The following is a 24,346-nucleotide window of genomic DNA, read 5'->3' on the forward strand; positions in this document are numbered from 1 at the left end:
CGGGCCCGGGCACGACGCGCCCCTCAGGCGGCGGGACGTCGCGCGGCGAGCCGGTCGGCCCGCCCGGTGCGCAGCCCGTCGGCCGTGAGGACGACGAGCGCGAGCCACACGAGCCCGAAACCGACCCACCGGGCCGTCGGCATGTCCTCCCCGAAGACGAGCACGCCGACCGCGAACTGCACCGTGGGCGCGGCGTACTGCAGCAGCCCGACGACGCTCAGCGGGAGCCGCCGGGCGGCCGACCCGAACAGCAGCAGCGGCACCGCCGTGACGACGCCCGTGCCCGCGAGCGCGAGCGCGTGCCCGGCACCGTGCTGCCCCCAGGAGCCCGTGCCCTGCGCGTCGAGCAGCACGAGGTACGCCAGGGCGAACGGCGCGAGCACCGCCGTCTCGACCGCGAGGCTCGTCACGGCGGGCACCGTCCGGCCGACGCGGTTCTTGATGAGTCCGTACAGCCCGAAGGTGACCGCGAGCGTGAGCGCGATCCAGGGCAGGCGGCCGACCCCGGCCGTGATGACGACGACGGCGAGCGCGCCCACGCCGAGCGCGACCCACTGCGCGGGACGCATGCGCTCACCGAGGACGACGACCGCGAGCGCCACGGTCACGAGCGGGTTGATGTAGTAGCCGAGCGCCGCGTCGACGGTGTGCCCGGTCAGGACCCCGTGGACGAAGACGAGCCAGTTGGCGCCCACGAGCACCGCGGCGACGGCGAGCGTGCCGAGCGTGCGGGTGTCCCGGACCGCCCGCGCGAGCGCCCCCCAACCCCGCAGCGCGGCCACGGCGAGCAGGCAGAACACGAGCGACCACACGACGCGGTGGGCGATGATCTCGACCGGTCCCGCGGGCTCGAGGAGCGGGAAGTACAGGGGGAGGAAGCCCCACAGCAGGTACGCGCCGAGGCCCATCGCGAGCCCGGGGCGTGAGGAGACCGTCGGCACCGGGCGAACCTACGCCCACGGACGTCCCTCGTGGGCGGCCGTCCCGCACCGCCTACACTGGCCCCAGCGTCCTGCCGGGCCCTGCGTGTGGCCCTGGCTCCCCCTTCCGGAAGGCGTCCTTCTCACGTGAGCAGCAGCAACGCCCTGCGCGTGGCGGTCGTCGGCGCGGGCCCCGCGGGCATCTACGCGTCCGACATCCTGTCCAAGTCCGGGCTCGAGGTCTCGATCGACCTGTTCGAGCGGCTTCCCGCGCCCTTCGGGCTCGTGCGCTACGGCGTCGCGCCCGACCACCCGCGCATCAAGCAGATCATCGTCGCGCTGCACAAGATCCTCGAGCGCGGCGACATCCGCCTGCTCAGCAACGTGGACTTCGGCACCGACGTCGACCTCGACGACCTGCGCCGCTTCTACGACGCGGTGATCTTCTCGACCGGCGCCATCAAGGACGCCGACCTACGGATCCCGGGCATCGAGCTGCCCGGGTCGTACGGCGCGGCCGACTTCGTGTCCTGGTACGACGGCCACCCGGACGTGCCGCGGACCTGGCCGCTCGAGGCCGAGCAGATCGCCGTCGTCGGCGCGGGCAACGTCGCGCTCGACGTGGCGCGCATCCTCGCCAAGCACCCGAAGGACCTGCTGAGCACCGAGGTGCCCGACAACGTCTACCAGGGGCTCCTGACGAGCCCCGTCACGGACGTGCACGTCTTCGCGCGGCGTGGTCCGGCGCAGGTCAAGTTCAGCCCGCTCGAGCTGCGCGAGCTCGGGCACGTGCCCGACGTCGACGTCGTCGTCTACCCCGAGGACTTCGAGTTCGACGAGGGCTCGATGGCGGCGATCCACTCCTCGAACCAGACCAAGCAGGTCGTCAAGACCCTGACGGACTGGACGCTGCGCGAGCCCGAGGAGCTCACCGCGAGCCGTCGGATCCACCTGCACTTCCTGCACCGGCCGGTCGCGGTGCTCGGCGAGGACCGCGTCACCGGTCTGCGCACCGAGCGCACGGTGCTCACCGGCGACGGGACGGTCGCCGGCTCGGGGGAGATGCACGAGTGGCCCGTCCAGGCCGTGTACCGCGCGGTCGGCTACTTCGGGTCGCCGCTGCCGGGCATCCCGTTCGACTCCGCGGCGGGCGTGATCAGCAACCGTGAGGGTCGCGTCGTGCAGCCCGACGGCGAGCCCGTGCCCGGCGTCTACACGACCGGCTGGATCAAGCGCGGCCCCGTCGGCCTCATCGGGCACACGAAGTCCGACGCGACCGAGACGATCAAGCACCTCGTCTCGGACGTCGACACGCTCGAGCGCGCACCCGAGCGCGACCCCGGCGCGGTGACGGACTTCCTCACGGCCAAGGGCGTCGGCCACGTCGAGTGGACGGGCTGGATGGTCCTCGACGCGTGGGAGCAGGAGCTCGGTCGTCCGCACGGGCGCGAGCGGATCAAGGTCGTCCCGCGCGAGGAGATGCTCGCGATCATCCGCGGCGAGGCCTGACAGCCCGCACGTCGGCCGCCTGCCGGCGGCCCGCCGGCCCCGAGCGGCAGCGAGGAGCCCTCACCCGTCCGGGTGGGGGCTCCTCGCGTGTCCGGCGTCGGGGAACGCCGTCCCGCCGTCGACCGTTCTCCGGGTGGGCGCGGGCACTCCGGTGCAGGTCAGGATGGCGCAGGTGGCGTCGGCGCACGGTGGAGACGAGGAGGACCTGGTGGGACGCAGGCACCTGAACGGGGTCAAGACGGCGGCGCTCTTCGGCGTGCTCTGGCTCGTGCTGCTGGTGATCGGCGGCCTCGTCGGCGAGGGCCGCTGGCTGTGGCTCTTCGCGGCGTTCGGCGTCCTCGGGACCGCGTACTCGTACTGGAACTCCGACAGGATCGCGATCCGCGCGATGCGCGCGCGTCCCGTGAGCGAGCTCGAGCAGCCCGTGATGTACCGGATCGTGCGCGAGCTGTCGACGCAGGCACGCCAGCCGATGCCGCGCCTCTACGTGTCGCCGACCATGGCGCCCAACGCGTTCGCGACCGGACGCAACCCCCGCAACGCCGCCGTGTGCTGCACGACGGGCATCCTCATGACGCTGGACGAGCGCGAGCTGCGCGGTGTGCTCGGGCACGAGCTCATGCACGTCTACAACCGCGACATCCTCACGTCGTCGGTCGCCGCCGCGCTCGCGGGCGTCATCACGTCGGTCGCGCAGATGATGATGATCTTCGGTGGTGGCGACCGGGAGCGCGGCGGCGGCAACCCGCTCGCGGTGCTCGCGATGGCGCTGCTCGCGCCGTTCGCGGCGATGCTCATCCAGCTCGCGATCAGCCGCACGCGCGAGTACGACGCCGACGAGGACGGAGCGCGTCTGACGGGCGACCCGCTCGCGCTCGCGTCGGCGCTCGAGAAGCTCGAGCGGGGGACCCGGCGGGCGCCGCTCCCGGCGAACCGGGACCTCGTCGACGTGTCGCACCTGATGATCGCCAACCCGTTCCGCGGGGGCGGCATGGCGGCGATGTTCGCGACCCACCCGCCCATGGCGGAGCGCGTCGCGCGGCTGCGGGCGATGGCGGGCGAGCAGGGCGGCATCACGCGGTACTGAGCGGTACTGAGCGGTCCCGCGCGGGCCGCCCGGCCCGCCGGGCCTCAGCGGTAGTTGACGAACTGGAGCGCGACGTCGAGGTCGGCGCCCTTGAGCATCGCGATGACGGCCTGGAGGTCGTCGCGGCTCTTCGCCGACACCCGGAGCTCGTCACCCTGGATCTGCGCCTTGACGCCCTTGGGGCCCTCGTCGCGGATGAGCTTGGAGATCTTCTTCGCCTCGTCGGTCGCGATCCCCTCCTTGACCGCGGCCTCGAGCCGGTACTCCTTGCCCGATGCCTTGGGCTCGCCCGCGTCGAGCGACTTCAGCGAGATGCCGCGCTTGATGAGCTTGGTCTCGAACACGTCGAGGACCGCCTTGACGCGCTCCTCCGAGTTCGCGGTCATGACGATCTTCTCGCCGCTCCACGCGATCGACGCGCCCACGTTCTTGAAGTCGTAGCGCTGCGAGATCTCCTTCGCGGCCTGGTTGAGCGCGTTGTCGACCTCCTGGCGGTCGACCTTGCTGACGACGTCGAACGACGACTCCGAAGCCATGCTGTCCTCCTGCGTGGTCGTGTGCGGGGGTGCGCGCCGGGCGTGTTCGGGAGCGCCCTCCGGAGTTGCTATCCTTCCATCCGCAGCCGGGCTCGGAACGCTCGTACGTCTCGAACGGTCGGTCCGGTGCGGTGCACGGCAGGTTGCCCGAGCGGCCAAAGGGAGCTGACTGTAAATCAGCCGCGTCATGCTACGGGGGTTCGAATCCCTCACCTGCCACCGCGAGTGACGCCCCGTCCTGGTCCACCAGGGCGGGGCGTCCTGCATCTCCGGAGGGTCGGGGGAGCGCGTCCTGCGCCGGGCCGGGACGTTGGGCCCTGTCGGGCTGCCGCGCACCGGACGACCGTGGGACCAGGACCGCGGTCCGAGCCACGGCCCGCGGGTCGGGAGCCGACGCGACGCGTCGGCGGGCTGGAGGTCGTCATGGCTCGTCTGGACGGCAGGGTCGCGATCGTGACCGGTGGCGCTCGCGGGATGGGAGCGGCGCACGTGCGTCGCCTCGCCGCCGAGGGGGCGGCCGTCGTCGCGGGTGACGTCCTCGAGGCCGAGGGCAAGGCGCTCGCGGACGAGGTCGCGGGGACCGGTGCCCGTGTGCGGTTCGTCACGCTCGACGTCACCTCGGCCGAGAGCTGGGCCGGCGCCGTCGAAGCGGCGAACGAGTTCGGCCCCGTCACCATCCTCGTCAACAACGCCGGGGTCCTCGTGCAGGGATCCGTCGACTCGACGCCCGAGGCCGACATCCGTCGCGTCTACGACGTCAACCTCGTCGGCCCGTTCCTCGGGATCCAGGCGGTCGTGCCGGACATGCGGTCCGCGGGCGGCGGCGCGATCGTCAACATCTCCTCGGCGGCGGGCCTCGTGCCGATGCCCGGCCTGTCGGCGTACGCGTCGAGCAAGTGGGGCGTGCGGGGCCTGACGAAGTGCGCTGCGCTCGACCTCGGGCACGACGGGATCCGTGTCAACTCGATCCACCCGGGCGGCGTGCGGACCCCGATGGCGGCAGGCGCCGACGAGGCGATGTTCGCGGCGTACGCGATCCCGCGCATCGGCGAGCCCGAGGAGATCGCGGCGGCGGTCGCGTACCTCGTCTCGGACGAGGCGGCCTTCGTCACGGGCGCCGAGCTCGCCGTCGACGGCGGCATGGTGCTCGGCGTCCTCCCGCCTGGCTGAGGCCGGATGCGGGCAGGGAGCCGGGGCGAGGGGGCCGCCGGGCGCGTGGCGAGGGTCCGATTTCGCGGCACGCCTCCACGCCGTGTACCCTGGCACGCGCTGCCCCGATAGCTCAGTCGGCAGAGCGTCTCCATGGTAAGGAGAAGGTCAAGGGTTCGATTCCCTTTCGGGGCTCTGTTGGTGCCGGGTCGCCGGACGGTCGAAGACCGTCGGGCGACCTTCGGTGCCGATAGGGGCGGGGTAGCTCAGTAGGTCAGAGCGCACGACTCATAATCGTGAGGTCGCGGGTTCGATCCCCGCCCCCGCTACCACCCAGTGGCAGACAACGCGCGCGCCGGTCCCGGTGGTGCGCGCCGACAGACAGAGGCGCTGCAGTCGACGGCGCGAGAGGTGGCAAGACCGTGGCCAGCAAGTCCCAGGACGTCCGTCCGAAGATCACGCTCGCGTGCACCGAGTGCAAGGAGCGGAACTACATCACCAAGAAGAACCGGCGCAACGACCCGGACCGTCTGGAGATGAAGAAGTTCTGCCCGCGCGACGGTCGCCACACCGTCCACCGCGAGACCCGCTGAGCGCGTCCGCTCGAGCACCCCGGGCCGACCCGCGATGGCTGTGAACACCGCCTACGCGGGTCGTTCCTATGCTCCGACCGAGCCGTACGCCGTCGGGCGTGAGCACGTCCGCGAGTTCGCCCTCGCCGTCGGCGCGAGCCACCCGGCCCACCACGACGTCGAGGCGGCGCGAGCGCTCGGGCACCCGGACGTCGTCGCTCCGCCGACGTTCCTCGTCGTCGTCGCCCAGAGGGCCGAGGCCCAGCTGATCCAGGACGCCGAGGCGGGCATCGACTTCTCGCGCGTCGTCCACGCCGACGAGCGCTTCACGCACCACCGTCCGGTCCACGCCGGCGACGAGCTCGTGACGGTGCTGCACGTCGACTCGATCACCGAGCGCGCGGGGATCGCGATGGTGACGACCCGGTGCGAGATCTCGGACGCCGGCGGCATGCCGGTGGCGAGCGTCGTGTCGACGCTCGCGGTCCGCGGGGAGGGCGCATGACGCGCCCGGTCCTGGACGACCTCGAGGTCGGTGCGGTCGTGGGCACGCGCACGGTCGAGCTCGACCGTGCCGCCCTCGTGCGCTACGCCGGGGCGTCGGGCGACCGGAACCCCATCCACTGGGACGAGCGGTTCGCGCGCGAGGTCGGCCTCCCCGGCGTGATCGCGCACGGCATGCTGACGATGGGCGCGGCCGTGACGCTCGTCGAGGACTGGGCCGGCGACCCGGGAGCCGTGGTCGACTACGGGGTCCGTTTCACGCGTCCCGTGCCGGTGCCCGAGCAGGGTGTCGCCGTCCTCGAGGTCACCGCGACGGTCGGTGCCGTCGACCGCGATGCCGGGACCGTGCGCGTCGACCTGACGGTCACCGTCGAGGGCGCCCGCGTGCTCGGCAAGGCGCAGGCGCTCGTCCGCCTCTGACGTCCCGTCCGGCCGTCCCGTTCGGCTCGGACGCCGCGCGGCTCAGCCCCGCGGCGGGCCCGTCGTCGTCCCCGGGCGCAGCTCGACGTCGAGCGTGACGCTCGCCGGGCTCCCGCCGGCCAGCAGCTCGAGGACCATCTGCCCCATCGCCTCTCCCTTGGCGGCGAGCGGCTGCGCGACGGTCGTGAGCACGTCCGGCGCGAGCCAGGGCAGGTCGAGGCCGTCGAAGCCCGCGACGGAGACGTCGTCGGGCACGCGGAGGCCGAGGTCGCGCGCCGCGATGAGGACGCCCGCGGCGAGGAGGTCCGACTGCGCCACGACGGCGGTCGGCGGGTCGGCGACGTCGAGCGCGAGGCGCCCGGCGGCCTGCCCCGCCTCGACGAGGGACGCGTCCGCCTCGACGACCGCGACCGGGTCGATCCCCGCGTCGCGCAGCCCGGCGAGCCGGTGCCGCGTCGGCGTCCAGTCGAGCTGCTCCATGCGCGCGGCGTCGACCGGCCCGCAGCGTCGCCGCCGGTCGAACGGCAGCGTCACGGTCGCGACGCGGTGGTGGCCGAGCTCCAGCAGGTGGCGGCCGAGCGCGGCCGAGCCGCCCCGGTCGTCGATCCCGACGACGGGTGCGTCGACCGACGACGGACCCTCGCCGACGACGACGGGCACGCCGCGGCGCTGGAGGACCGCGAGCGACGGGTCGTCCCGGTGGGCGCCCCAGATGACGACGGCCGCGTCCATCGCCGCGCTCTCGAGCAGGGGTGACGGGACGATCGCGTCCTCGTCGTCGACCTGGGCCTCGGACGCGACGAGCAGCACGCCGAGCCCCTGCCGCCCGAGCGTGCTCACGAGCCCGTCGAGCACCTGGACCGAGACCGGGTCGCGGAAGCTGCGGCGGAGCTGGTCGCCGATGACGACGCCCGCGATGCCCGACCGTCCGCTGCGCAGCGACCGGCCCAGCGGGTTCGGGCCCGAGTAGCCGAGCTCCGCAGCGGCCGCGAGGACCCGCGCGCGCGTGTCGTCGGCGATCGGCCCGGAGCCCGAGAAGGCCAGCGACGCGGTCGAGACCGACACGCCCGCGGCGGCGGCCACGTCGGCCAGGGTGGTGCGGCTGTGCCCCATCTCACCTGCTCGTGGCCGGAAACGGATTGACGGTGGCTCAGCCTAGCGGGAGACTCGCCGATGGGCCGTCGAATCGTTTCGAGAGCGCAACCGCTCCCGTCGCCCGCCCCACGCGCCCCACCCACCCCGCACACGAGACCAGGACCGTCATGCCCCGCCCCGCCGCCGCACCCCGCGGCCGCACCGCCCCGCCCGTCGCGCCGCACGTGACCCGTGCGCACCGCCAGCTCCTCGGCCTGTACCTGCTCCTCGGCGTGACCGTCTCGAGCTGGCTCGCCCGCATGCCCTCGGTCCGCTCGGCGCTCGACCTCAGTGAGGCGGGGCTCGGCGTCGTCCTCCTTCTCGGCGCCGTCGGCTCGCTCCTCACGGTGCTCGTCGCGGGCGGCGTCGTCACCCGGTACGGCAGCCGGCGCACGCTCACCGCGGCCGCGGTCATGTTCTCCGTCGCGACCGTGCTGCTGGGCCTCGGCCCGGCGCTGGGGCGCGTCGAGGTGCTCGTCGTCGGCGTGTTCGTGATGTCGGCGTCCTTCGCGCTCGGCAACGTCCCCATGAACGTCGAGACGGTCGTCGTCGAGCGTGCGCTGGGGCGCACGGTGGTCCCGCAGTTCCACGCGGCGTTCTCGGTGGGCGCGGTGACCGGGTCGCTGCTCGGCGCGGGCGCGGCCTTCCTCGACGTGCCGCTGCTCGTGCAGTTCGGCGGCATCGGCCTGGTCTCGCTCGTGTGGCGCCTCGCGTCGATCCCGGCGGCCGTGCTGCCCGTCCCGCCGCGTGCCGCCGACGCACCGCCGGCGGCCCGCGGGATGCGCAGCGCGCTCGGCGCGTGGCGCGAGCGTCGGACGCTCGTCGTCGGCGTCATCGTGCTCACCGCGGCGCTCTCGGAGGGCTCCGCGAACAACTGGCTCGCGATCGCGGTCGTCGACGGGTTCCGGCAGACCGAGGCCGTCGCGGCGGTCGTCTACGGCGTCTTCACGGGCTCGATGATGGTCGCCCGGCTCGCCGGGACGTGGGCGATCGACCGGTTCGGGCGCGTCACGGTGCTGGCCGCCTCGGGGTCGGTCGCGTTCGGCGGGCTCCTGCTCTTCGGCCTCGCGCCGTCCCTGCCGCTGGCGGTCGTCGGCGTCGTCGGCTGGGGTCTCGGTGCGGGGCTCGTCGTCCCGATCGGCATGGCCGCCGTGTCGCACGAGCCGCTGCGCGCCGCGAGCCGGGTCGCCGTCGTCTCGGCGTTCGCGTCGGTCTCCTCGATCGCCGCGCCGCCGCTGCTCGGCCTCGCGGCGGGCGCCGTGGGCGCGCGCCACGCGCTGCTGCTCGTCGCCGTCGGGCTCGCCGTGAGCGTCGTGCTGGCCCGTTCGGTCGCCGCCCCCGCCGACGCCCAGCCCGGTACGCCGGCAACGGCGACCCCGCCCGTCGACGACGACGCGCTCGTCCTCGCGGTGGACACCGCCCCCGACGCGCCGGCGGCGACGTCGGCCACCCACGAGGCGTCGGTCACGCCCACGGCGGCCCTGCCGACCGTGCCCGCCGGACCGCCCGCCGTGCCGTCCGCAGTCCCGGCCCAGCGCGGGCCCCTTCTCGAGGAGGTCGTGCGGTGAGCGCCACCGTCCCGTCCGCAGCGGCCGCGGCCGAGGCGCGTCTCGTCCGTCGCGCGATCGTCGCCGTGCTCGTCGTCTTCTTCGTCACGGGCTTCAACTTCGCGAGCTGGGCCGCGCGCCTGCCGGCCGTGCGGGACGCGCTCGAGCTCAGCCCGGACCGGCTCGGCCTGCTGCTGCTCGTCGGCAGTCTCGGCTCGGTGACCGCCCTGCCGCTGTCGGGGATGGTCGTCCAGCGGCTCGGCGCGCGTCGCACGGTCGTCGGCTTCGCGCTCCTGCACGTGGGCGGCCTCGTCGTCGCCGCGACGGCCGTGCTGATCGGCTCCGTCCCGCTCGCGGGCGTGGGCCTCGTGCTCTTCGGCGTGGGCATGGGCGTCGGCGACGCGGCGATGAACCTCGAGGGCGCGGCCGTCGAGCAGCGCCTCGGGCGCGCGATCATGCCGCGGTTCCACGCCGGGTTCTCGTTCGGCACCATGGCCGGCGCGGCCGCGGGTGCGCTCGCCGCGTGGCTCGACGCGGCGGTCATCGCCCACCTCGCCGTCGCGCTCTCGCTCAGCACCGTCGCCCTGCTCGTCGCGACGCGCGCGTTCCTCCCCGAGGGCACGCACGACGCGCACGAGGAGCCCGCGACCGACGGGCCGACCCGCCGGTTCAACGCCTGGCTCGAGCCGCGCACGCTCCTCGTCGGGCTCGTCGTCCTCGCCGCGGCCCTCACCGAGGGTGCGGCCAACGACTGGGTGAGCCTCGCCGTCGTCGACGGCTTCGGCGCGAACGACGCCGTCGGCGCCCTGGGCTTCGCGGTCTTCGTGACCGCGATGACGGGCATGCGCCTGCTCGGCACGCCGCTGCTCGACCGCTTCGGCCGCGTCGCGGTGCTGCGTGCCTCGGCCGCGCTGTCGCTCGTCGGGCTGCTCGTCTTCGGCCTCGTCCCGTGGCTGCCGCTCGCGCTCGTGGGGGTCGTCGCATGGGGCCTCGGCGCAGCGCTCGGGTTCCCGGTCGGCATGAGCGCGGCGTCGGACGACCCGCGCCGCGCCGCGCCGCGCCTCGCCGTCGTCGCGACCATCGGGTACACCGCGTTCCTCGCCGGGCCGCCGCTGCTGGGCCTGCTCGCGGAGCACGTGGGCTACCGGCACGCGCTGCTCGCGGTCGGCGTCCCGGTGCTCATCGGCCTGCTCGTGGTCCAGGCGGCCCGTCCGCCCGTCGAGCCGGCAGCGCTCCCGGAGTCGGGCGGTGACCGACCTGACGGCACCGACCGCTCGGCCGACGGCGGCGACGGGCGAGCCGGGGCCGACGCGACCACCCCTGCCCGGGCGGAGGCGGCGAACTAGCCTGGGCCGGTGACCACCTCGCGCACCGACGTCCCGGCCGAGTCCTACACCGCAGGTCGCCGCGCCGAGCCCAGCGCCGCAGGGCCCGGCGCCGCACCGACGGGCGGCCGGCTGCTCGCCGACCTCACGACGCTGCGCCTCGGGGGGCCGGCCGCGCGCTACGTCGAGACGGCGTCCGCCGAGGAGCTCGCCGAGACGGTCCGGCTCGCCGACGAGGCGCACGAGCCCGTCCTCGTCCTCGGCGGCGGGTCGAACGTCGTCGTGCCCGACGAGGGCTTCCCGGGCGTCGTCGTGCGTGACGTCCGGACCGGCATCGAGGTCGAGGCGGCCGACTCGTGCGGTGGAGCGAGCATCTCCGTCCCCGCCGGGACGCCCTGGGTCGACGTCGTGGACCGCGCCGTCGCCGAGGGCTGGGTCGGCGTCGAGGCGCTCGCGGGGATCCCGGGCTCGACGGGTGCGACGCCTGTGCAGAACGTCGGCGCGTACGGTCAGGACGTCGCGGGCGTCGTCTCGACCGTGCGGGTGTGGGACCGCGAGCGGTCGCGCGTGCGCACCCTCGCGCTCACCGACCTCGGCTTCGGCTACCGGACCTCGACGCTCAAGCGCTCGCTGCGCGCCGACGACGGGTCGTGGTCCACCTGGGCGCCGACCCCGCGGTACGTCGTGCTCGACGTGGGCTTCCAGCTGCGGCTCGGCACGCTCTCGGCGCCGGTCGCGTACGCCGAGCTCGCGCGCCGCCTGGGTGTCGCGGTGGGGGAGCGGGCCCCACTCGCGCAGGTCCGCGACACCGTGCTGGACCTGCGGCGCGGCAAGGGCATGGTGCTCGACGACGCGGATCCCGACACGTGGAGCGCCGGGTCGTTCTTCACCAACCCCGTGGTCCCGGCCGAGGTCGCCGACCGCCTCCCCGAGGGTGCGCCCCGCTTCGCGGTGCGCTCGGCGCGCCCCGAGCGGACGACCGGGCCGAGCCTCGGCGTGGTCGACGAGTCGCTGGTCAAGACGAGCGCCGCATGGCTCATCGAGCACGCGGGCTTCGGCAAGGGGTACGGGCTGCCCGGGACCGTGGGCCTGTCGACCAAGCACGCCCTCGCGCTCACGCACCGCGGCGGTGGCACCACGGCCGAGCTCCTCGCGCTGGCCCGCACGGTGCGGGACGGCGTGCGCGACCGGTTCGGCATCGAGCTCGAGCCCGAGCCGGTCGTGGTCGGCGCGACGCTCTGACGCGACGGCGGGGCCGGCGTGACCGGCCGCCGCGCCAGAGGGTGGGCGGACGCGGCTCAGCCGCGCTCGGCCAGCAGCGCCCCCCGCACGGCTTCCAGGACCGCGTCGTCGGGCAGCCCTGCCGCGCGCGCCACCGTCACGAGACGCTCGGCCGCTGCCCGGACTCCGGCGTCCTCGCGCGGCGTGCCCTCGGCGACCACGGTGCCGGTCCGCCGCCGGGTGACGACGACGCCGTCGGACTCGAGCTCGCGGTACGCCCGGGCGACCGTCCCGGTCGCGACGCCGAGGTCGGCGGCCAGCGCGCGGATCGTCGGCAGCCGGTCGCCCGCGCGCAGCCGGCCCGCCGCGACGTGCGCGCGGACCTGGAGGCGCACCTGCTCGTAGGGCGGGACGCCCGAGTCGAGGCGCACCTCGACCGCGAGCGTCACGGCCCGACCCGCGCCGGACCCGGGGCGGCCTGCCACGGGGGGGAGCTCGTCACGGGCGGCGCGGCCGGGACGAGCGCGAGCGCCGCACCCGTGAGCGCGACGAGCACGCCGGCGATCGTGGTGCCCGCACCGAACCCGACGAGCTCGACCCCGCGCAGCGCGTTCCCCGCGAAGAACAGCACACCCGCGAGCGTCAGGGCGAGGACGAGCTGCGTGCCGCGCAGGACGCGGTGGCCCGAGAGGCGCCGTGACGCGGCGTCGTAGGTCGGGTCCGCGTCGACGACGGCGGGGCGCTGCGTCACGACGCGCAGCGTGATCGCCGTCAGGACGACGACCACCGCGGTGGCGACGAGCAGGGGGACGCCGTAGAACCACCCGGGGTACGGGCTCGCGCCGGACGTCGACGACCCGACGGTGCGCACGACGGAGCGCCCGTCGTCGGCGGCCGTGAGGCCTGCGGCGACGAGGACGAGGGCCAGGCCGACCGTCCACGCGGCCGTGACCCGCAGCAGCGGGCGCGGCACCACGTCGACCACCCTGCGGTGCTCCAGCGCCGCGCGCCGGACCGTCCCGGTCGGCCGCGGCCAGGTCCGCTCGCCGACGAGGTGCGCCGCGAGGAACGCGCTGCCGGCGACGGCGGGCGCGAGCCCGACGAGGACCCCGCCGAGCAGCGGGCGGCTGCCGGTCTGGAGCGCGACCGGCGCGGCGGACGACACGACCGGTGGGACCACGACGGCCGCGATCCAGGCGGCCACGTGGACGTTGCGGCCGTGGCGGCGTGCGACCTCGGCCGCCTGCGACGGGGCGGGGGCGGGACGGCGTGCCAGGCCGACGACGAGGACGGCCGCGACCACGACGAGGACCACCAGCGCGACCAGCGGGACGGCGAGGACGATCAGCGATCCGGACACGGGACCTCCTGCATCAATGAACTAAGACATTGATACATTGACAGCCGCACGGCCGCGCGTCAACCGCCTACCGGGGGCCGCTCCGCGAGCCACGCGTCGATGCCCGCGAGCATCCGTCGCCGGGTGCCCTCCGAGGCGCGGGACGCCCGGACCGAGCCCCGGGCGAGCTCGGCGAGCGCGGCGTCGTCGAACCCGTGCACGGTGCGTGCCGTCTCGTACTGCGCGACGAGCCGGGACCGGAACAGCAGCGGGTCGTCCGCGCCGAGCGCGACCGTCGCGCCCGCCTCGGCGAGCGTGCGCAGCGGCACGTGGCCGTGCTCGGCGTAGACGCCGAGCGAGACGTTCGACGCGGGGCACACCTCGAACGCGACGCCGCGCCGCACGAGGTCGCCCAGGACGCGCGGGTCCTCGGCCGTCCGCACGCCGTGCCCGAGCCGGTCCGGGTGCAGGTGGTCGACGACCTCGCGCACGTGGTCGGGTCCGAGCAGCTCGCCGCCGTGCGGGACCAGCGCCAGCCCGGCCTGCGCCGCGATCCGGAAGGCGGGCGCGAAGTCGGGCGTGTCCCCGCGCCGCTCGTCGTTGCTCAGCCCGAAGCCGACGACCTCGCCGGGTCCGTCGCCCGCGTACCGGACCGCGAGCCGGGCGAGGGTCCGCGCGTCGAGCGGGTGCCGCGTCCGCGACGCCGCGACGACGACCCCCACCTCGACCCCGGTCCGCCGCGACGCGGACCGCGCCTCGTCGAGGACGATCTCGAGCGCGGGCGTGAGGCCGCCGACGAACGGTGCGTACGACGTCGGGTCGACCTGGATCTCGAGGCGCCCGGACCCCTCGGCCGCGTCGTCCTCGGCGGCCTCCGCGACGAGACGCCGCATGTCCGCCTCGGACCGCACGCACGCCCGAGCGGCGTCGTACAGACGTTGGAAGCGGAACCAGCCCCGCTCGTCGGAGGGCGCGCGCAGCGGGTCGCCGTGCTGGAGCGCGTGCGGCAGGCGCATCCCGTGGGCGGCGGCGAGCTCGGCGAGCGTCGAGGGGCGCATCGACCCCGTGAAGTGCAGGTGGAGGTGCGCCTTCGGGAGCCGGGCCAGGTCGCGCACGCCCGCAGTCTGCCAGCCGTGCCCGCGCACCGCCTCGGGCACGGCGCTCGCCGGTCCCGCGGCCCGCCGTCGGATGAGAGTCCTCTCACCCGACTCTCACCGGTGCCGTCGTGGGCACGTGGTGGTCTCGAGGCGTGCCCCTGAACGCCCCCGTGCTCGCCCCCGTGCTGGCCCCCGTGCCGGCCCCCGTGCTCGCCCCCGCACCGTCGGCCGACCTCGAGCGGTCCGACCTCGCGCTGCTGACGGGCGCCGCGGCGGGGGACCTGCTGGCGGCGGTGCTCGCGGCCGAGGGCGTCCGACTCACGGGGTGGGCCGTGCACCAGGTGCACCACCGGCCCGGGGTCGGGGTGACCGTCGGGTGGACGGTGTCCTGGGAGGGTGCGGGGCCGGGACCGGGTCCGGCGGCCACCGTGCGCAGCCGCGGCGACGAGTACCTCCTCGGCACGACCGCAGCGGTCCCGGCGGGCACGCCCGGCAGCACCACGGCGACGCTCGACGGTCGGCCGGTCACGGTGTGGCGCCACCCCGCCGACCCGGTCCTGCCAGGCCTGGCGCGCGTGAGCGACGCCGCGTCGGCGGTCGCGGTCGTGACGCCACCCGGGGCGGCGACGCCGGCGCCCGGCGCACCCGCACCCGACGCGCCGCCGCCGACGCTCGAGCTGGTCACCTACCGGCCGCTGCGCCGCGCCGTGCTGCGTACCACGACCGGCACGACGACCGGCACGACGACGGCGTACCTCAAGGTCGTCCGGCCCCGCACCGCGCCCGACCTCGTGCGTCGCCACGCGCTCCTGCTCGACGCGGGGCTCCCGGTGGCGCCCGTGCGGGACGCGGGCGACGGCGTCCTGGTCCTCGGGGAGCTCCGCGGGACGCGCCTCACGGATGCGCTCGCGGTCGACGGCGCGGCGGACCTCGACCCGCAGGCCGTCGTGGAGCTGCTCGACCGGTTCCCCGACGGGCTGCTCGAGCTCCCGCGCCGCCGGGCGTGGGCCGACCACGCGCAGCGCTACGCCGAGGCCGCCGCCGCCGTCGTCCCCGACCGGGCCCACGAGCTCGGACTGCTCGGACGCGAGGTCGCCTCGCTCGTCGGGCGGTCCGACCCGGGCCCCGTCGTGCCGACGCACGGCGACCTGCACGACGCCAACCTCCTGCTCGGCCCGACCGGCCACGCGGTGGTCGGGCTCCTCGACGTCGACTCCGCCGGCCCTGGTCACCGGGTCGACGACCTCGCCTGCCTGCTCGGCCACCTCGCGGTCCTGCCGGTGCTCGCGCCAGAGGTGCACCGCCACGTGCCGCCGACGCTCGCGCGCTGGCTCGCGGCGGCCGACGCGACGGTGGACCCCGTCGCGCTGCGCGCGCGGGTCGCGGGCGTGGTGCTCTCGCTCGTCGCGGGAGCGGCGCCCGAGGGCGGCGGTCGGGCTCGGGACGCCGTCGCGCTCGTCGAGGAGTGGGTCCAGGCCGCCACGGATCTGAGAGAGCTCTCACCGTCCGGTCCGCGGCGTCTCATGACGTCCGCCGAGGCTGGGGACGTCGGGCCGGCAACGGCCCCCGAACGAGGAGGACACCCATGAACGCACGGACCGTCGCTGTCGTCACCGGGGCACTCGGCGCGCTGGGGGTGGGTGCGACCGCCGCGCTCGGCGCCGGCCCGCTCTCGACCCCCTCGCCCGAGGACGCGGGTGAGCGCGTCACGACCCGCTCCGCGGACGACGACGAGCCGTCGCCGACGCCGTCGGTCACGCGCGAGCCCGCCGTCGGCACCACCGTCGCCCCGTCGGTGAGCCCCACGCAGCTCACACCTGGCTCGGGCGTCACGTCCGTGACGGCGTCGAGCGCGATGACGCCCATGACCCCGCCCACGGCGACCTCGGCCCCCACGACCGCGAGCGCGGCGTCCGCACCGTCGCCCGCGACGCCCCCGACCCCCGCGTCGGCGCCCTCGCCGGTCACCGCCCCGAGCCCGGTGACGCCGCCCTCGCCGGTGTCGGCCCCGTCGCCGGTCACGCCGCCGTCGCCGGTGTCGGCGCCCTCGCCCGTGACGCCGCCCACGCCGCCGAGCGCCCCGTCGCCGGTGACGCCCGCGAGCCCGGCCTCGGCCGCCTCGCCCGCGACGCCGCCCTCGCCGGCCAGCGCGCCGTCGGCGCCCTCGGCCTGACGACCCGCCCGGTCACCCGGGCGCACCGACCTGCCGCGCCCCCCTCGGCAGGACGCGAGCGGGCGGCTCCCCGGAGCCGCCCGCTCGTCCGCGGGCCGTGCTCAGACGAGGCGGTAGCCCATGCCGCGGACCGTCTCGACGCGGTCCGCCCCGATCTTGCGGCGCAGGTAGCGCACGTAGACGTCGACGACGTTCGAGCCGGGGTCGAAGTCGTAGCCCCAGACGCGCGAGAGGAGCTGCTCGCGGCTCAGCACCTGGCCGGGGTTCCGCAGGAACGCCTCCGCGAGGCCGAACTCGCGCGCCGAGAGGTCGACGTCCCGGCCGTCGACCCGCATGCGTCGCGTCCGCAGGTCCAGCGCGAGGTCGCCGTGCGCGAGCACCGGCTCGCCGGCCCCCGCCGCGCCGTCGGCGCGCAGCCGGAGCCGGATCCGGGCGAGCAGCTCCTCGAACCGGAACGGCTTGGCCATGTAGTCGTCGGCGCCGCCCTCGAGCCCGGCGACCGTGTCGGTCACCGAGGTCCGTGCCGTCAGGATGATCACCGGGATCGCGTTCCGCGCGTCCCGGAGGCGGCGCAGGACGGTGAACCCGTCCTGGTCGGGCAGCCCGAGGTCGAGCACGAGCAGGTCGAAGTCGCCGGTCTGCGCGAGGTCGTGGGCCTCGCGACCGGTGCCGACGACGAACGGCGCGTAGCCCGCCGCACGCAGCCCCTTGGCCACGAACGACGCGATGCGCTCCTCGTCCTCGGCGATGAGGATCTGGCTCACCGGGGCTCCTCCTGGGTCTCGTCGGGCGGCGGGGTGCCGAGGGGGAGGGCGACGACGACGCGCGCACCCGTCGTCACGTGCGGGTCCACGAACGCGTCGCCGCCGTGCGCGCGGGCGATCGCCCGGACGATGGCCAGGCCCAGCCCCGAGCCCTCGACGCCGCGGCCCTGCACGCCGCGCTGGAAGCGGGCGAACACGCGCTCGGCGTGCGCGGGCGCGATCCCCGGCCCCTCGTCCCGGACCCACAGCTCGACCTCGTCGCCGAGCACCCGGCTGCCGAGCCGGACCGTGGAGCCGGCCGGCGCGAACTTCGCCGCGTTGGCGGCGAGCTGGAGCCACGCCTGCGTCACGCGGCGCTCGTCGAGCGGCACGACGACGTCGGCGCGTGCCTCGACGCGCCAGGCGTGGTCGCCGAGGAGCCGCGCCCTGTCGAGCACGTCGTCGGTCAGGACGCCGACGTCCGTCGCGACGGGCGCGACGAAGTCCGGACGCTCGACGGTCGCCAGCACGACGAGGTCGTCCACGAGCAGCTGCATCCGGTCGAGCTCGTCGAGCACGAGCCGCCGGGTCTGCCGCACGTCGTCGGGGTCGGCGACGTCCATGACCTCGAGGTGGCCGCGCACGATCGTCACCGGGGTCCGGAGCTCGTGGCCCGCGTCGTCCAGGAGCTGGCGCTGCGACGCGAACGACCGCTCGAGCCGCTCGACCATCGAGTTGACCGTCCGCGCGAGCTCGGAGATGTCGTCGTCGCCGTGCACCGGGATGCGCTGGGAGAGGTCGGTGTCGGTGATGCGCTGCGCGGTGTCGCGCAGCGCGCGCAGCGGCGCCAGCAGCCGCCCGGCGACGAGCCAGCCGACGGCCGCGAGCACCGCGAGCGCGGCGAGTCCGACGAGTGCGAACGTCCGGTAGGTGCGCACGAGCTCGGCGTGCGCGGTCTCGCGGTCGACGGCGACGACGAGCGCGCCCGTCGACGGATCGCCCTCGACGCTCACGGGGACGGTCGCGTAGCGGTACGACCGGTCGGCGGTCACGACCGTCCGCAGCCGGACACGGGTGTCGTCCTGCGCCGCGACGCCTGCCGCGACCAGCTGGGGCACGTCCTCCGGGCGGACCGCGACGGGGTCGGGCTCGACGAGCGCGACCCTCCCGTCGACGACCGCCATGAGGCCCTCGACCGGTGCCGGCACGGACCGCCGCATCGCGGTCCGCATGAGGTCCTCCGCCGTCGTGAACGGCCCGCCCGTCGCCGGGTCGACGCCCTCGGTCGCGAGCGTCCGGAACTCCTCGACACGGCGGCGCAGCGAGTCGTCGGCGAGCTCGTCGACGCGCTCGCGCTGCAGCAGGAAGGCCGTGCCGCCCGCGACCGCCATCCCGACGGCGGCGAGCGCGACGACCGCCGCGAGGATGCGGGTCCGCACGGACGTCGGTCGTCGGGCGGCGCCGTCGGCCGGTCGCGTGCGGGCCCCGTCGTCGGGCAGCGGGATGACCTCGGTGGGCTGGTCGTCCCCGCTCGTCCGCGGCTCAGTCGTCGTCATCGTCGTCCGAGCCGTCGTCCCCGTCGTCGTCGTCCGAGCCGTCGTCGTCCCCGTCGTCCCCGTCATCCCCGTCGTCGTCACGGTCGCCGCCGTGGTCGTCGGAGGGCTCGACGGGCGGGGCGGGCTCGACGACGGCCGGTGGGGGCGGCGCGGGCTCCGACGGCGGCCCGGACGGCGGCTCCGGGGTCGGCTCGGGCTCCGGGCTCGCGGGCGGGGTCGTCGGCGTGGGCTCCGCGGAGGGCGTGGGCGCGACCGGGGCCGTCGTCCCGGTCGGCCCGACCACGACGGGGTCGCCCAGGTCGACGTCGGGCGGCGGCGCGGCCACGGCGACGCCCACCGCGACCGCCACGGCCGCGACGGCGCCGGTCAGGGCGAGGGGCAGGGCGCGTCGCACGCGACCAGTATCGGGTCCCCCGATGAGACGAGGATGAGAACGCCCGGCGGGCCGGCTCAGGGCGTCCGCAGGATCCCGCGCTCGAGCGCGACGGTGACGGCGCGCGTCCGGTCGTCGACCCCGAGCTTGGCGAAGATCCGCAGCAGGTGCGTCTTGACGGTCGCCTCCGCGATGAACAGGTCGGAGCCGATCTGCGCGTTGCTGCGGCCGCGGGCGACGGCCGCGAGCACCTCGAGCTCGCGCGCCGTCAGCCGTTCGGTGCCGTTGCGGACCTGCGTGACGAGGCGCCGCGCGACGGACGGTGCCAGGACCGTCTCGCCGCGCGCGGCGGCGCGCACGCCCTCGACGAGCTCGTCGCGCGGGGTGTCCTTGAGCAGGTACCCGGCGGCCCCGGCCTCGACGGCCCGGAGGATGTCGGCGTCGGTCTCGTAGGTCGTGAGCACGACGACGCGCACGCGCGGGTGCGCCGCGAGGATGCGCTCGGTCGCGGTGGCGCCGTCGACGACGGGCATCCGCAGGTCCATGAGCACGACGTCGGGTGCCGTCCGGGCCACGACGTCGAGCGCCGCGGCGCCGTCGGCGGCCTCGCCGACCACGTCGAGGTCGGGCTCGCCCGCGAGCAGGCCGACGATCCCCGCGCGCACCACCGGGTGGTCGTCGACGACGACGAGGCGCACTCCTGACGCGGTCACGGGTCCATCCTCCCCTCGTCGGCGGGCAGCAGGACGCGCACGCGCGTGCCGCCGTCGGGTGGGCTCGTCACGTCGAGCGTGCCGCCGCCCGACGCGACCCGGTCCCGCATGCCGCGCAGCCCGAAGCCCTCGACGGCGGCGGGCGAGATGCCGCGCCCGTCGTCGACCACCTCGAGCACCACGCCGACGTCGGTCGCGTCCCGCAGGACGAGCTGCACGTGGTGGGCGTCGGCGTGCCGGCGCACGTTGGTCAACGCCTCCTGCGCCGCACGGAGGAGCACGACCTCGGCCTCGCGCGACACGGCGGGCTGGCCGGGCGGCAGGACGAGGTCGACGCGCACGCCCGTCTCGGCGGAGAACCGACGTGCGAGCCGGCCGAGGGCGTCCGCGAGGGTCGTGCCCTCGAGGTCGACGGGTGCGAGCGCCGCGACGAGCGCACGCGCCTCGGCGAGGTTGTCACGCGCCGTGCGCTCGGCGAGCTCGATGCGCGCGACGGCCGCGGCGACGTCGTCGCGACGCAGGTCGGCCGTCGCGGTCTGCGTCAGCATGATGACGCTCGTGAAGCCCTGCGCGAGGGTGTCGTGGATCTCGCGGGCCATGCGCTCGCGCTCGGCGAGGACGCCCGCCGCGTGGTGCGACGCGGCCAGCTCGTCCTGCGCGGCCTCGAGGCGTGCGAGCAGCTCGGCGCGCTCCTCGCCCCGCTCGGCGATCTGGGTCAGCCAGAGCCCGAGGAGCAGCGAGAACGACACCGACACCAGTGCCTGGCCCAGGACGTTCGGCAGGACGTCGCGGTCGAAGCCGTGGTGCGCCGCCATCGCGCCGAACACGCCGACGGTCAGCACGCCCGTCACCGCGATCCCGGTGCGGCGCGTCGACGAGAAGAACCACACGTGGCTGTACGCCACGAACAGCAGCAGCGCGCCCGCGGGCGTCACGAGGACGACCCCGGACACCAGCGGCACCAGGACCGCCAGGTACGCCGCCGTGAGGCGCGTGTCGCCGGTCCGCGCCCCGCGCCGGCCGAGGGCCCAGTACGCCACGAGGAGCCCGGCGAGCAGACCCCACGCGACGGCGACGTCCCGGCGCGGGTCGTCGTCGAGCGCGAGCGTCACGCCCGCGATGACCACCAGCGCGACCGTGGCCACGTCCCAGCCGCGCAGCGACCGCGCCCAGAAGTCGCTGCGGTCGTCCGCCCGGTCGGATGCGACGGCGCCCACGGCACCGCCGCACCCGGCGGCGTCGTCGCGCTCGTCCGCGCCCGCGCCGACGAGCCGGGGGAGCCCGTCGCCCGGCTCGTGCGCGGCCCGCGGGGCCTCAGCCGTCATCGCGCCGCCGCCACCGGAACGTGCGCGCCCCGACCACCAGCCCGACGACGAGGTAGGCCACCAGGACGCCGGCGGTCGCCGCGTGCTGCCAGTCCCCGGCGGGCTCCATGACCAGGGCCTCGTCCGGCAGGAACACCGAGCGCATGCCCTGCGCCATCCACTTGAGCGGGAAGAGCGCCGCGAGGTCCTGCATCCACGACGGCAGCTGGTCGTACTGGAAGAACACTCCGGAGACGAACTGCAGGACGAGCACGACGGGCGTGACCACCGCGCTCGCGGACCGCCCCGAGCGGGGCACGGACGAGAACGCGACGCCGCACACGGTCCCCGACGCCGTCCCGAGGGCGAAGACCCAGGCGAACGTGAGCCACCGGTCGGTCGTGCTCGGCAGCTCGACGCCGAACGCGAGCGTCGCGACCGCGAGGAGCAGCGCGACCTGGACCAGGCTCGTCACGAGCACCGATCCGACCTTGCCGAGGAAGTACGCCGACGGCGGCATGGGTGTCCCGCGCAGGCGCTTGAGCCGGCCCTCGTCGCGCTCGACGGCGATCCCGGTCGCGACGTTCTGGAAGCTCGACAGCAGGACGCCCGTCGCGACCATCCCGGGCAGGAAGTACTGCGCGAACGCGACCGTCCCGCCCGGGCCGAGGTCGATGTCGCCCGAGAACACCGTCGCGAAGATCGCCATCATGATGATCGGGTAGGCGAAGACGAACACGACGGCGTCGCGCTCGCGGAAGAACTCGCGCAGCTCCAGCGCCGTGCGGCTCGCGCCGAGGCGCAGCGTCGACGGACGGTGCGCGGTCGACGCGCGGCGGGTGGTGGTCGGCGGGGCGGCCGCGACGGCGGGTGCGGGTGCGGCGGTCATCGCACGGTCTCCTTCTCACCGATGAGGGACAGGTAGACGTCCTCGAGCGTGGGGCGCAGCACCTGCAGGCCGGGGACCTCGCCGCCGTGGCGGGCGCCGAGCTCGGCGACCAGGGCCGTCGGTGCCGCGGTCCGCTCCTCGCGCGGGCCGTCGGGGCCCTCCCACCGGACGACGGCGTGCTCGAGGTCGCGCCCACCGAGGTCCGCGGGGCGGCCCAGCGCGACGACGCGCCCGTCGCGCACCACCGCGCACCGGTCCGCGAGGTTCTCGGCCTCGTCGAGGTAGTGGGTCGTCAGCAGGATCGTCGTGCCCTCGTCGCGCAGGCCGAGGATGAGCTGCCAGAACGCGCGCCGCGCCTCGGGGTCGAACCCGGTCGTCGGCTCGTCGAGGAAGAGCAGCTCGGGCCGGCCCACGATCCCGAGGGCGACGTCGAGGCGGCGGCGCTGGCCGCCCGAGAGCTGCCGGGTGCGCGTGCGCGCCTTGTCCGCGAGCCCCACCGCCGCGATCAGCTCCTCCGGGTCGCGCGGCTCGGAGTAGTACCGCGCGAAGTGGTGGACGAGCTCCCGCACGGTCAGCTCGGCCTGGTCGTTCGCGCTCTGCAGCACGACGCCGACGCGCGTGCGCCAGTCGAGTCCCGCGTGCTGCGGGTCCTCGCCGAGGACGAGCACCTCGCCCGAGTCGCGGTGGCGGTAGCCCTCGAGGATCTCGACGGTCGTCGTCTTGCCCGCGCCGTTGGGCCCGAGGACGGCGAACACCTCGCCGCGGCCGACCGTGAGGTCGAGCCCGTCGACGGCGTGCTTGTCGCCGTAGCGCTTGTGCAGGTCGCGGACGTGGACCGCGACGTCACCCGGTGTGCTGGTCATGGGTCCAGCCTGGCCCTCGCGCCGGTCCTGCGGGAGGGTCCTCCGGCTGGTCCTCGTGTCCACCGACCGGTGGACACGAGGACGGACCTACTCGGCCTCGGCGAGCAGCCGCTGGATCCGGCCGACGCCCTCGACGAGGTCGTCGTCGCCCAGCGCGTAGGAGAGCCGGACGTACCCGCTCGGCCCGAAGGCCTCACCGGGCACGACGGCGACCTCGGCCTCCTCGAGGATGAGCGTCGCGAGCTCCGCCGACGTCGTCGGCGTGCGGCCGCGGATCGTGCGGCCGAGGACGCCCTCGACGCTGGGGTACGCGTAGAAGGCCCCCTGGGGCGTGGGGCACACGACGCCGTCGATCGTGCGCAGCATGTCGACCATCGTCCGGCGTCGCCGGTCGAACGCGGCCCGCATCTGCGCGACGGCCGCGAGGTCGCCCGAGACGGCCGCGAGCGCCGCGCGCTGCGAGACGTTCGCGACGTTCGACGACAGGTGGGACTGGAGGTTCGTCGCGGCCTTGACGACGTCGGCCGGCCCGATCAGCCAGCCCACGCGCCAGCCCGTCATCGCGTAGGTCTTGGCGACGCCGTTGAGCACGACGGTCGAGTCGGCGAGCTCGGGGACCGCGCGGACGATGGGCGTGAACACCGTGTCGTCGTAGACGAGGTGCTCGTAGATCTCGTCGGTGATCACCCAGACGCCGTGCTCGAGCGCCCAGCGGCCGATCTCCGTGGTCTGCTCGGGCGAGTACACAGCGCCGGTCGGGTTCGAGGGCGAGCAGAAGAGCAGCACCTTGGTGCGCTCGGTGCGCGCGGCCTCGAGCTGCTCGACCGTGACGAGGTAGCCCTGGTCGGCGCCCGCGAACACCTCGACCGGGACGCCGCCCGCGAGGCGCACGGCCTCCGGGTAGGTGGTCCAGTACGGCGCGGGGAGCAGCACCTCGTCGCCCGGGTCGACGAGCGTCGCGAAGGCCTGGTAGACCGCCTGCTTGCCGCCGTTGGTCACGAGGACCTGACCCGGCTGCACCTCGTAGCCCGAGTCCCGCAGCGTCTTCGCGGCGATCGCCTCGCGCAGCGCGGGCAGGCCCGCCGCGGGGGTGTAGCGGTGCATGGCGGGGTCCGAGCACGCGGCCACCGCGGCCTCGACGACGTAGTCGGGCGTGGGGAAGTCGGGTTCGCCTGCGCCGAACCCGATGACCGGGCGGCCGGCGGCCTTGAGCGCCTTGGCCTTGGCGTCGACGGCGAGCGTCGCCGACTCGGCGATCGACCCGACGCGCGTCGACACGCGTCGTGCGGGTGAGGGGCTGACGGGGGCGGCAGGCGTCTGGCTCACGCGGGCCATACTGGCAGAGGGCCACCTCGCCCGGACCGCCGTCTCG

Annotated in this window: 25 protein-coding genes and 3 tRNA genes; 13 read left to right on the forward strand and 15 right to left on the reverse strand. The window is 75.6% G+C overall.

Features of this window, described 5'->3' with window-relative positions:
* Window positions 1-23: 23 nt before the first annotated feature.
* A complete protein-coding gene (rarD, locus tag IEV86_RS11820) occupies window positions 24-941 on the reverse strand; it encodes an EamA family transporter RarD (protein WP_043607836.1) in 918 nt (305 codons plus the stop codon).
* A 126-nt stretch (window positions 942-1,067) separates the two neighbouring features.
* Between rarD and IEV86_RS11825 the strand changes: the two genes are divergently transcribed.
* Window positions 1,068-2,429, forward strand: a complete 1,362-nt coding sequence (locus IEV86_RS11825; RefSeq protein ID WP_043607837.1) for an FAD-dependent oxidoreductase — start codon at window positions 1,068-1,070, stop codon at window positions 2,427-2,429.
* A gap of 163 nt (window positions 2,430-2,592) precedes the next feature.
* Window positions 2,593-3,516 (forward strand): zinc metalloprotease HtpX, encoded by a 924-nt coding sequence (gene htpX / locus IEV86_RS11830; protein WP_052426346.1) that lies wholly within the window; start codon window positions 2,593-2,595, stop codon window positions 3,514-3,516.
* Between the two features lie 44 nt (window positions 3,517-3,560).
* On the opposite strand, the gene IEV86_RS11835 is transcribed toward htpX, so the two are convergent.
* Window positions 3,561-4,052, reverse strand: a complete 492-nt coding sequence (locus tag IEV86_RS11835; RefSeq protein ID WP_043607838.1) for a YajQ family cyclic di-GMP-binding protein — start codon at window positions 4,050-4,052, stop codon at window positions 3,561-3,563.
* 137 nt (window positions 4,053-4,189) lie between these two features.
* Between IEV86_RS11835 and IEV86_RS11840 the strand changes: the two genes are divergently transcribed.
* The 7 genes from IEV86_RS11840 to IEV86_RS11870 all read left to right on the forward strand — a co-directional run bounded on the left by IEV86_RS11840 (window position 4,190) and on the right by IEV86_RS11870 (window position 6,697).
* Window positions 4,190-4,271: transfer RNA gene (locus tag IEV86_RS11840), tRNA-Tyr, on the forward strand.
* A 204-nt stretch (window positions 4,272-4,475) separates the two neighbouring features.
* Window positions 4,476-5,222, forward strand: coding sequence for a glucose 1-dehydrogenase (locus tag IEV86_RS11845; protein ID WP_043607854.1), 747 nt, complete (start codon window positions 4,476-4,478; stop codon window positions 5,220-5,222).
* Window positions 5,223-5,323: 101 nt separating this feature from the next.
* Window positions 5,324-5,396: transfer RNA gene (locus tag IEV86_RS11850), tRNA-Thr, on the forward strand.
* A 60-nt stretch (window positions 5,397-5,456) separates the two neighbouring features.
* Window positions 5,457-5,533: transfer RNA gene (locus IEV86_RS11855), tRNA-Met, on the forward strand.
* A 90-nt stretch (window positions 5,534-5,623) separates the two neighbouring features.
* On the forward strand, window positions 5,624-5,794 hold the full coding sequence (gene rpmG / locus IEV86_RS11860; RefSeq protein WP_034223958.1) for a 50S ribosomal protein L33: 171 nt from the start codon (window positions 5,624-5,626) through the stop codon (window positions 5,792-5,794).
* Between the two features lie 34 nt (window positions 5,795-5,828).
* Window positions 5,829-6,278: an FAS1-like dehydratase domain-containing protein gene (locus tag IEV86_RS11865; protein ID WP_043607841.1), complete on the forward strand. Its 450-nt coding sequence runs from the start codon at window positions 5,829-5,831 to the stop codon at window positions 6,276-6,278.
* Window positions 6,275-6,697 carry a MaoC family dehydratase gene (locus tag IEV86_RS11870; protein WP_043607843.1) on the forward strand — a complete coding sequence of 141 codons (423 nt, stop codon included), beginning with the start codon at window positions 6,275-6,277 and terminating at the stop codon, window positions 6,695-6,697. Before IEV86_RS11865 ends, IEV86_RS11870 begins: the two co-directional genes overlap by 4 nt.
* A gap of 42 nt (window positions 6,698-6,739) precedes the next feature.
* On the opposite strand, the gene IEV86_RS11875 is transcribed toward IEV86_RS11870, so the two are convergent.
* The gene (locus IEV86_RS11875) at window positions 6,740-7,810 is read right to left on the reverse strand and encodes a LacI family DNA-binding transcriptional regulator (RefSeq protein WP_043607844.1); all 1,071 of its coding nucleotides are present in this window, start codon (window positions 7,808-7,810) and stop codon (window positions 6,740-6,742) included.
* Window positions 7,811-7,959: 149 nt separating this feature from the next.
* Here IEV86_RS11875 and IEV86_RS11880 point away from each other — a divergent pair, with 149 nt between their 5' ends.
* The 3 genes from IEV86_RS11880 to IEV86_RS11890 all read left to right on the forward strand — a co-directional run bounded on the left by IEV86_RS11880 (window position 7,960) and on the right by IEV86_RS11890 (window position 11,945).
* A complete protein-coding gene (locus tag IEV86_RS11880; RefSeq protein WP_052426347.1) occupies window positions 7,960-9,399 on the forward strand; it encodes an MFS transporter in 1,440 nt (479 codons plus the stop codon).
* Window positions 9,396-10,724 carry an MFS transporter gene (locus IEV86_RS11885; RefSeq protein WP_081978821.1) on the forward strand — a complete coding sequence of 443 codons (1,329 nt, stop codon included), beginning with the start codon at window positions 9,396-9,398 and terminating at the stop codon, window positions 10,722-10,724. The genes IEV86_RS11880 and IEV86_RS11885 overlap by 4 nt, the downstream gene beginning before the upstream one ends.
* 132 nt (window positions 10,725-10,856) lie before the next feature.
* Window positions 10,857-11,945 (forward strand): UDP-N-acetylmuramate dehydrogenase, encoded by a 1,089-nt coding sequence (locus IEV86_RS11890; RefSeq protein WP_438501608.1) that lies wholly within the window; start codon window positions 10,857-10,859, stop codon window positions 11,943-11,945.
* A 56-nt stretch (window positions 11,946-12,001) separates the two neighbouring features.
* On the opposite strand, the gene IEV86_RS11895 is transcribed toward IEV86_RS11890, so the two are convergent.
* From IEV86_RS11895 to IEV86_RS11905, 3 genes are read right to left on the reverse strand one after another with little or no spacing between them, the layout of a single operon-like run.
* Window positions 12,002-12,373, reverse strand: coding sequence for a GntR family transcriptional regulator (locus IEV86_RS11895; protein ID WP_043607863.1), 372 nt, complete (start codon window positions 12,371-12,373; stop codon window positions 12,002-12,004).
* Window positions 12,370-13,284, reverse strand: a complete 915-nt coding sequence (locus IEV86_RS11900; RefSeq protein WP_043607847.1) for a hypothetical protein — start codon at window positions 13,282-13,284, stop codon at window positions 12,370-12,372. Before IEV86_RS11900 ends, IEV86_RS11895 begins: the two co-directional genes overlap by 4 nt.
* Before the next feature lie 59 nt (window positions 13,285-13,343).
* A complete protein-coding gene (locus tag IEV86_RS11905; protein ID WP_043607864.1) occupies window positions 13,344-14,378 on the reverse strand; it encodes an adenosine deaminase in 1,035 nt (344 codons plus the stop codon).
* Between the two features lie 134 nt (window positions 14,379-14,512).
* Here IEV86_RS11905 and IEV86_RS11910 point away from each other — a divergent pair, with 134 nt between their 5' ends.
* Window positions 14,513-15,949 (forward strand): phosphotransferase, encoded by a 1,437-nt coding sequence (locus IEV86_RS11910; RefSeq protein WP_052426348.1) that lies wholly within the window; start codon window positions 14,513-14,515, stop codon window positions 15,947-15,949.
* On the opposite strand, the gene IEV86_RS11915 is transcribed toward IEV86_RS11910, so the two are convergent.
* The 9 genes from IEV86_RS11915 to IEV86_RS11955 all read right to left on the reverse strand — a co-directional run bounded on the left by IEV86_RS11915 (window position 15,882) and on the right by IEV86_RS11955 (window position 24,309).
* The gene (locus IEV86_RS11915; protein WP_188484677.1) at window positions 15,882-16,559 is read right to left on the reverse strand and encodes a hypothetical protein; all 678 of its coding nucleotides are present in this window, start codon (window positions 16,557-16,559) and stop codon (window positions 15,882-15,884) included. The genes IEV86_RS11910 and IEV86_RS11915 overlap by 68 nt on opposite strands.
* Window positions 16,560-16,634: 75 nt before the next feature.
* Complete coding sequence (locus tag IEV86_RS11920) at window positions 16,635-17,297, reverse strand: response regulator transcription factor (protein WP_043609075.1); 663 nt, start codon at window positions 17,295-17,297, stop codon at window positions 16,635-16,637.
* Entirely contained in the window at window positions 17,294-18,832 is a 1,539-nt protein-coding gene (locus IEV86_RS11925) for a sensor histidine kinase (RefSeq protein ID WP_152605753.1), read from the reverse strand. The genes IEV86_RS11920 and IEV86_RS11925 overlap by 4 nt, the downstream gene beginning before the upstream one ends.
* Entirely contained in the window at window positions 18,819-19,226 is a 408-nt protein-coding gene (locus IEV86_RS11930) for a hypothetical protein (RefSeq protein WP_052426484.1), read from the reverse strand. The genes IEV86_RS11925 and IEV86_RS11930 overlap by 14 nt, the downstream gene beginning before the upstream one ends.
* A 56-nt stretch (window positions 19,227-19,282) precedes the next feature.
* Entirely contained in the window at window positions 19,283-19,918 is a 636-nt protein-coding gene (locus IEV86_RS11935) for a response regulator transcription factor (RefSeq protein ID WP_043609072.1), read from the reverse strand.
* Window positions 19,915-21,243, reverse strand: a complete 1,329-nt coding sequence (locus IEV86_RS11940; protein WP_081978892.1) for a sensor histidine kinase — start codon at window positions 21,241-21,243, stop codon at window positions 19,915-19,917. The genes IEV86_RS11935 and IEV86_RS11940 overlap by 4 nt, the downstream gene beginning before the upstream one ends.
* On the reverse strand, window positions 21,233-22,111 hold the full coding sequence (locus IEV86_RS11945; RefSeq protein ID WP_043609067.1) for an ABC transporter permease: 879 nt from the start codon (window positions 22,109-22,111) through the stop codon (window positions 21,233-21,235). Before IEV86_RS11945 ends, IEV86_RS11940 begins: the two co-directional genes overlap by 11 nt.
* The gene (locus IEV86_RS11950) at window positions 22,108-22,974 is read right to left on the reverse strand and encodes an ABC transporter ATP-binding protein (RefSeq protein ID WP_043609064.1); all 867 of its coding nucleotides are present in this window, start codon (window positions 22,972-22,974) and stop codon (window positions 22,108-22,110) included. Before IEV86_RS11950 ends, IEV86_RS11945 begins: the two co-directional genes overlap by 4 nt.
* 87 nt (window positions 22,975-23,061) lie before the next feature.
* On the reverse strand, window positions 23,062-24,309 hold the full coding sequence (locus tag IEV86_RS11955; protein ID WP_043609061.1) for a pyridoxal phosphate-dependent aminotransferase: 1,248 nt from the start codon (window positions 24,307-24,309) through the stop codon (window positions 23,062-23,064).
* Window positions 24,310-24,346: the final 37 nt, after the last annotated feature.

This window comes from Cellulomonas carbonis (assembly GCF_014636275.1).
In the GTDB taxonomy this organism is placed as follows: domain Bacteria; phylum Actinomycetota; class Actinomycetes; order Actinomycetales; family Cellulomonadaceae; genus Actinotalea; species Actinotalea carbonis.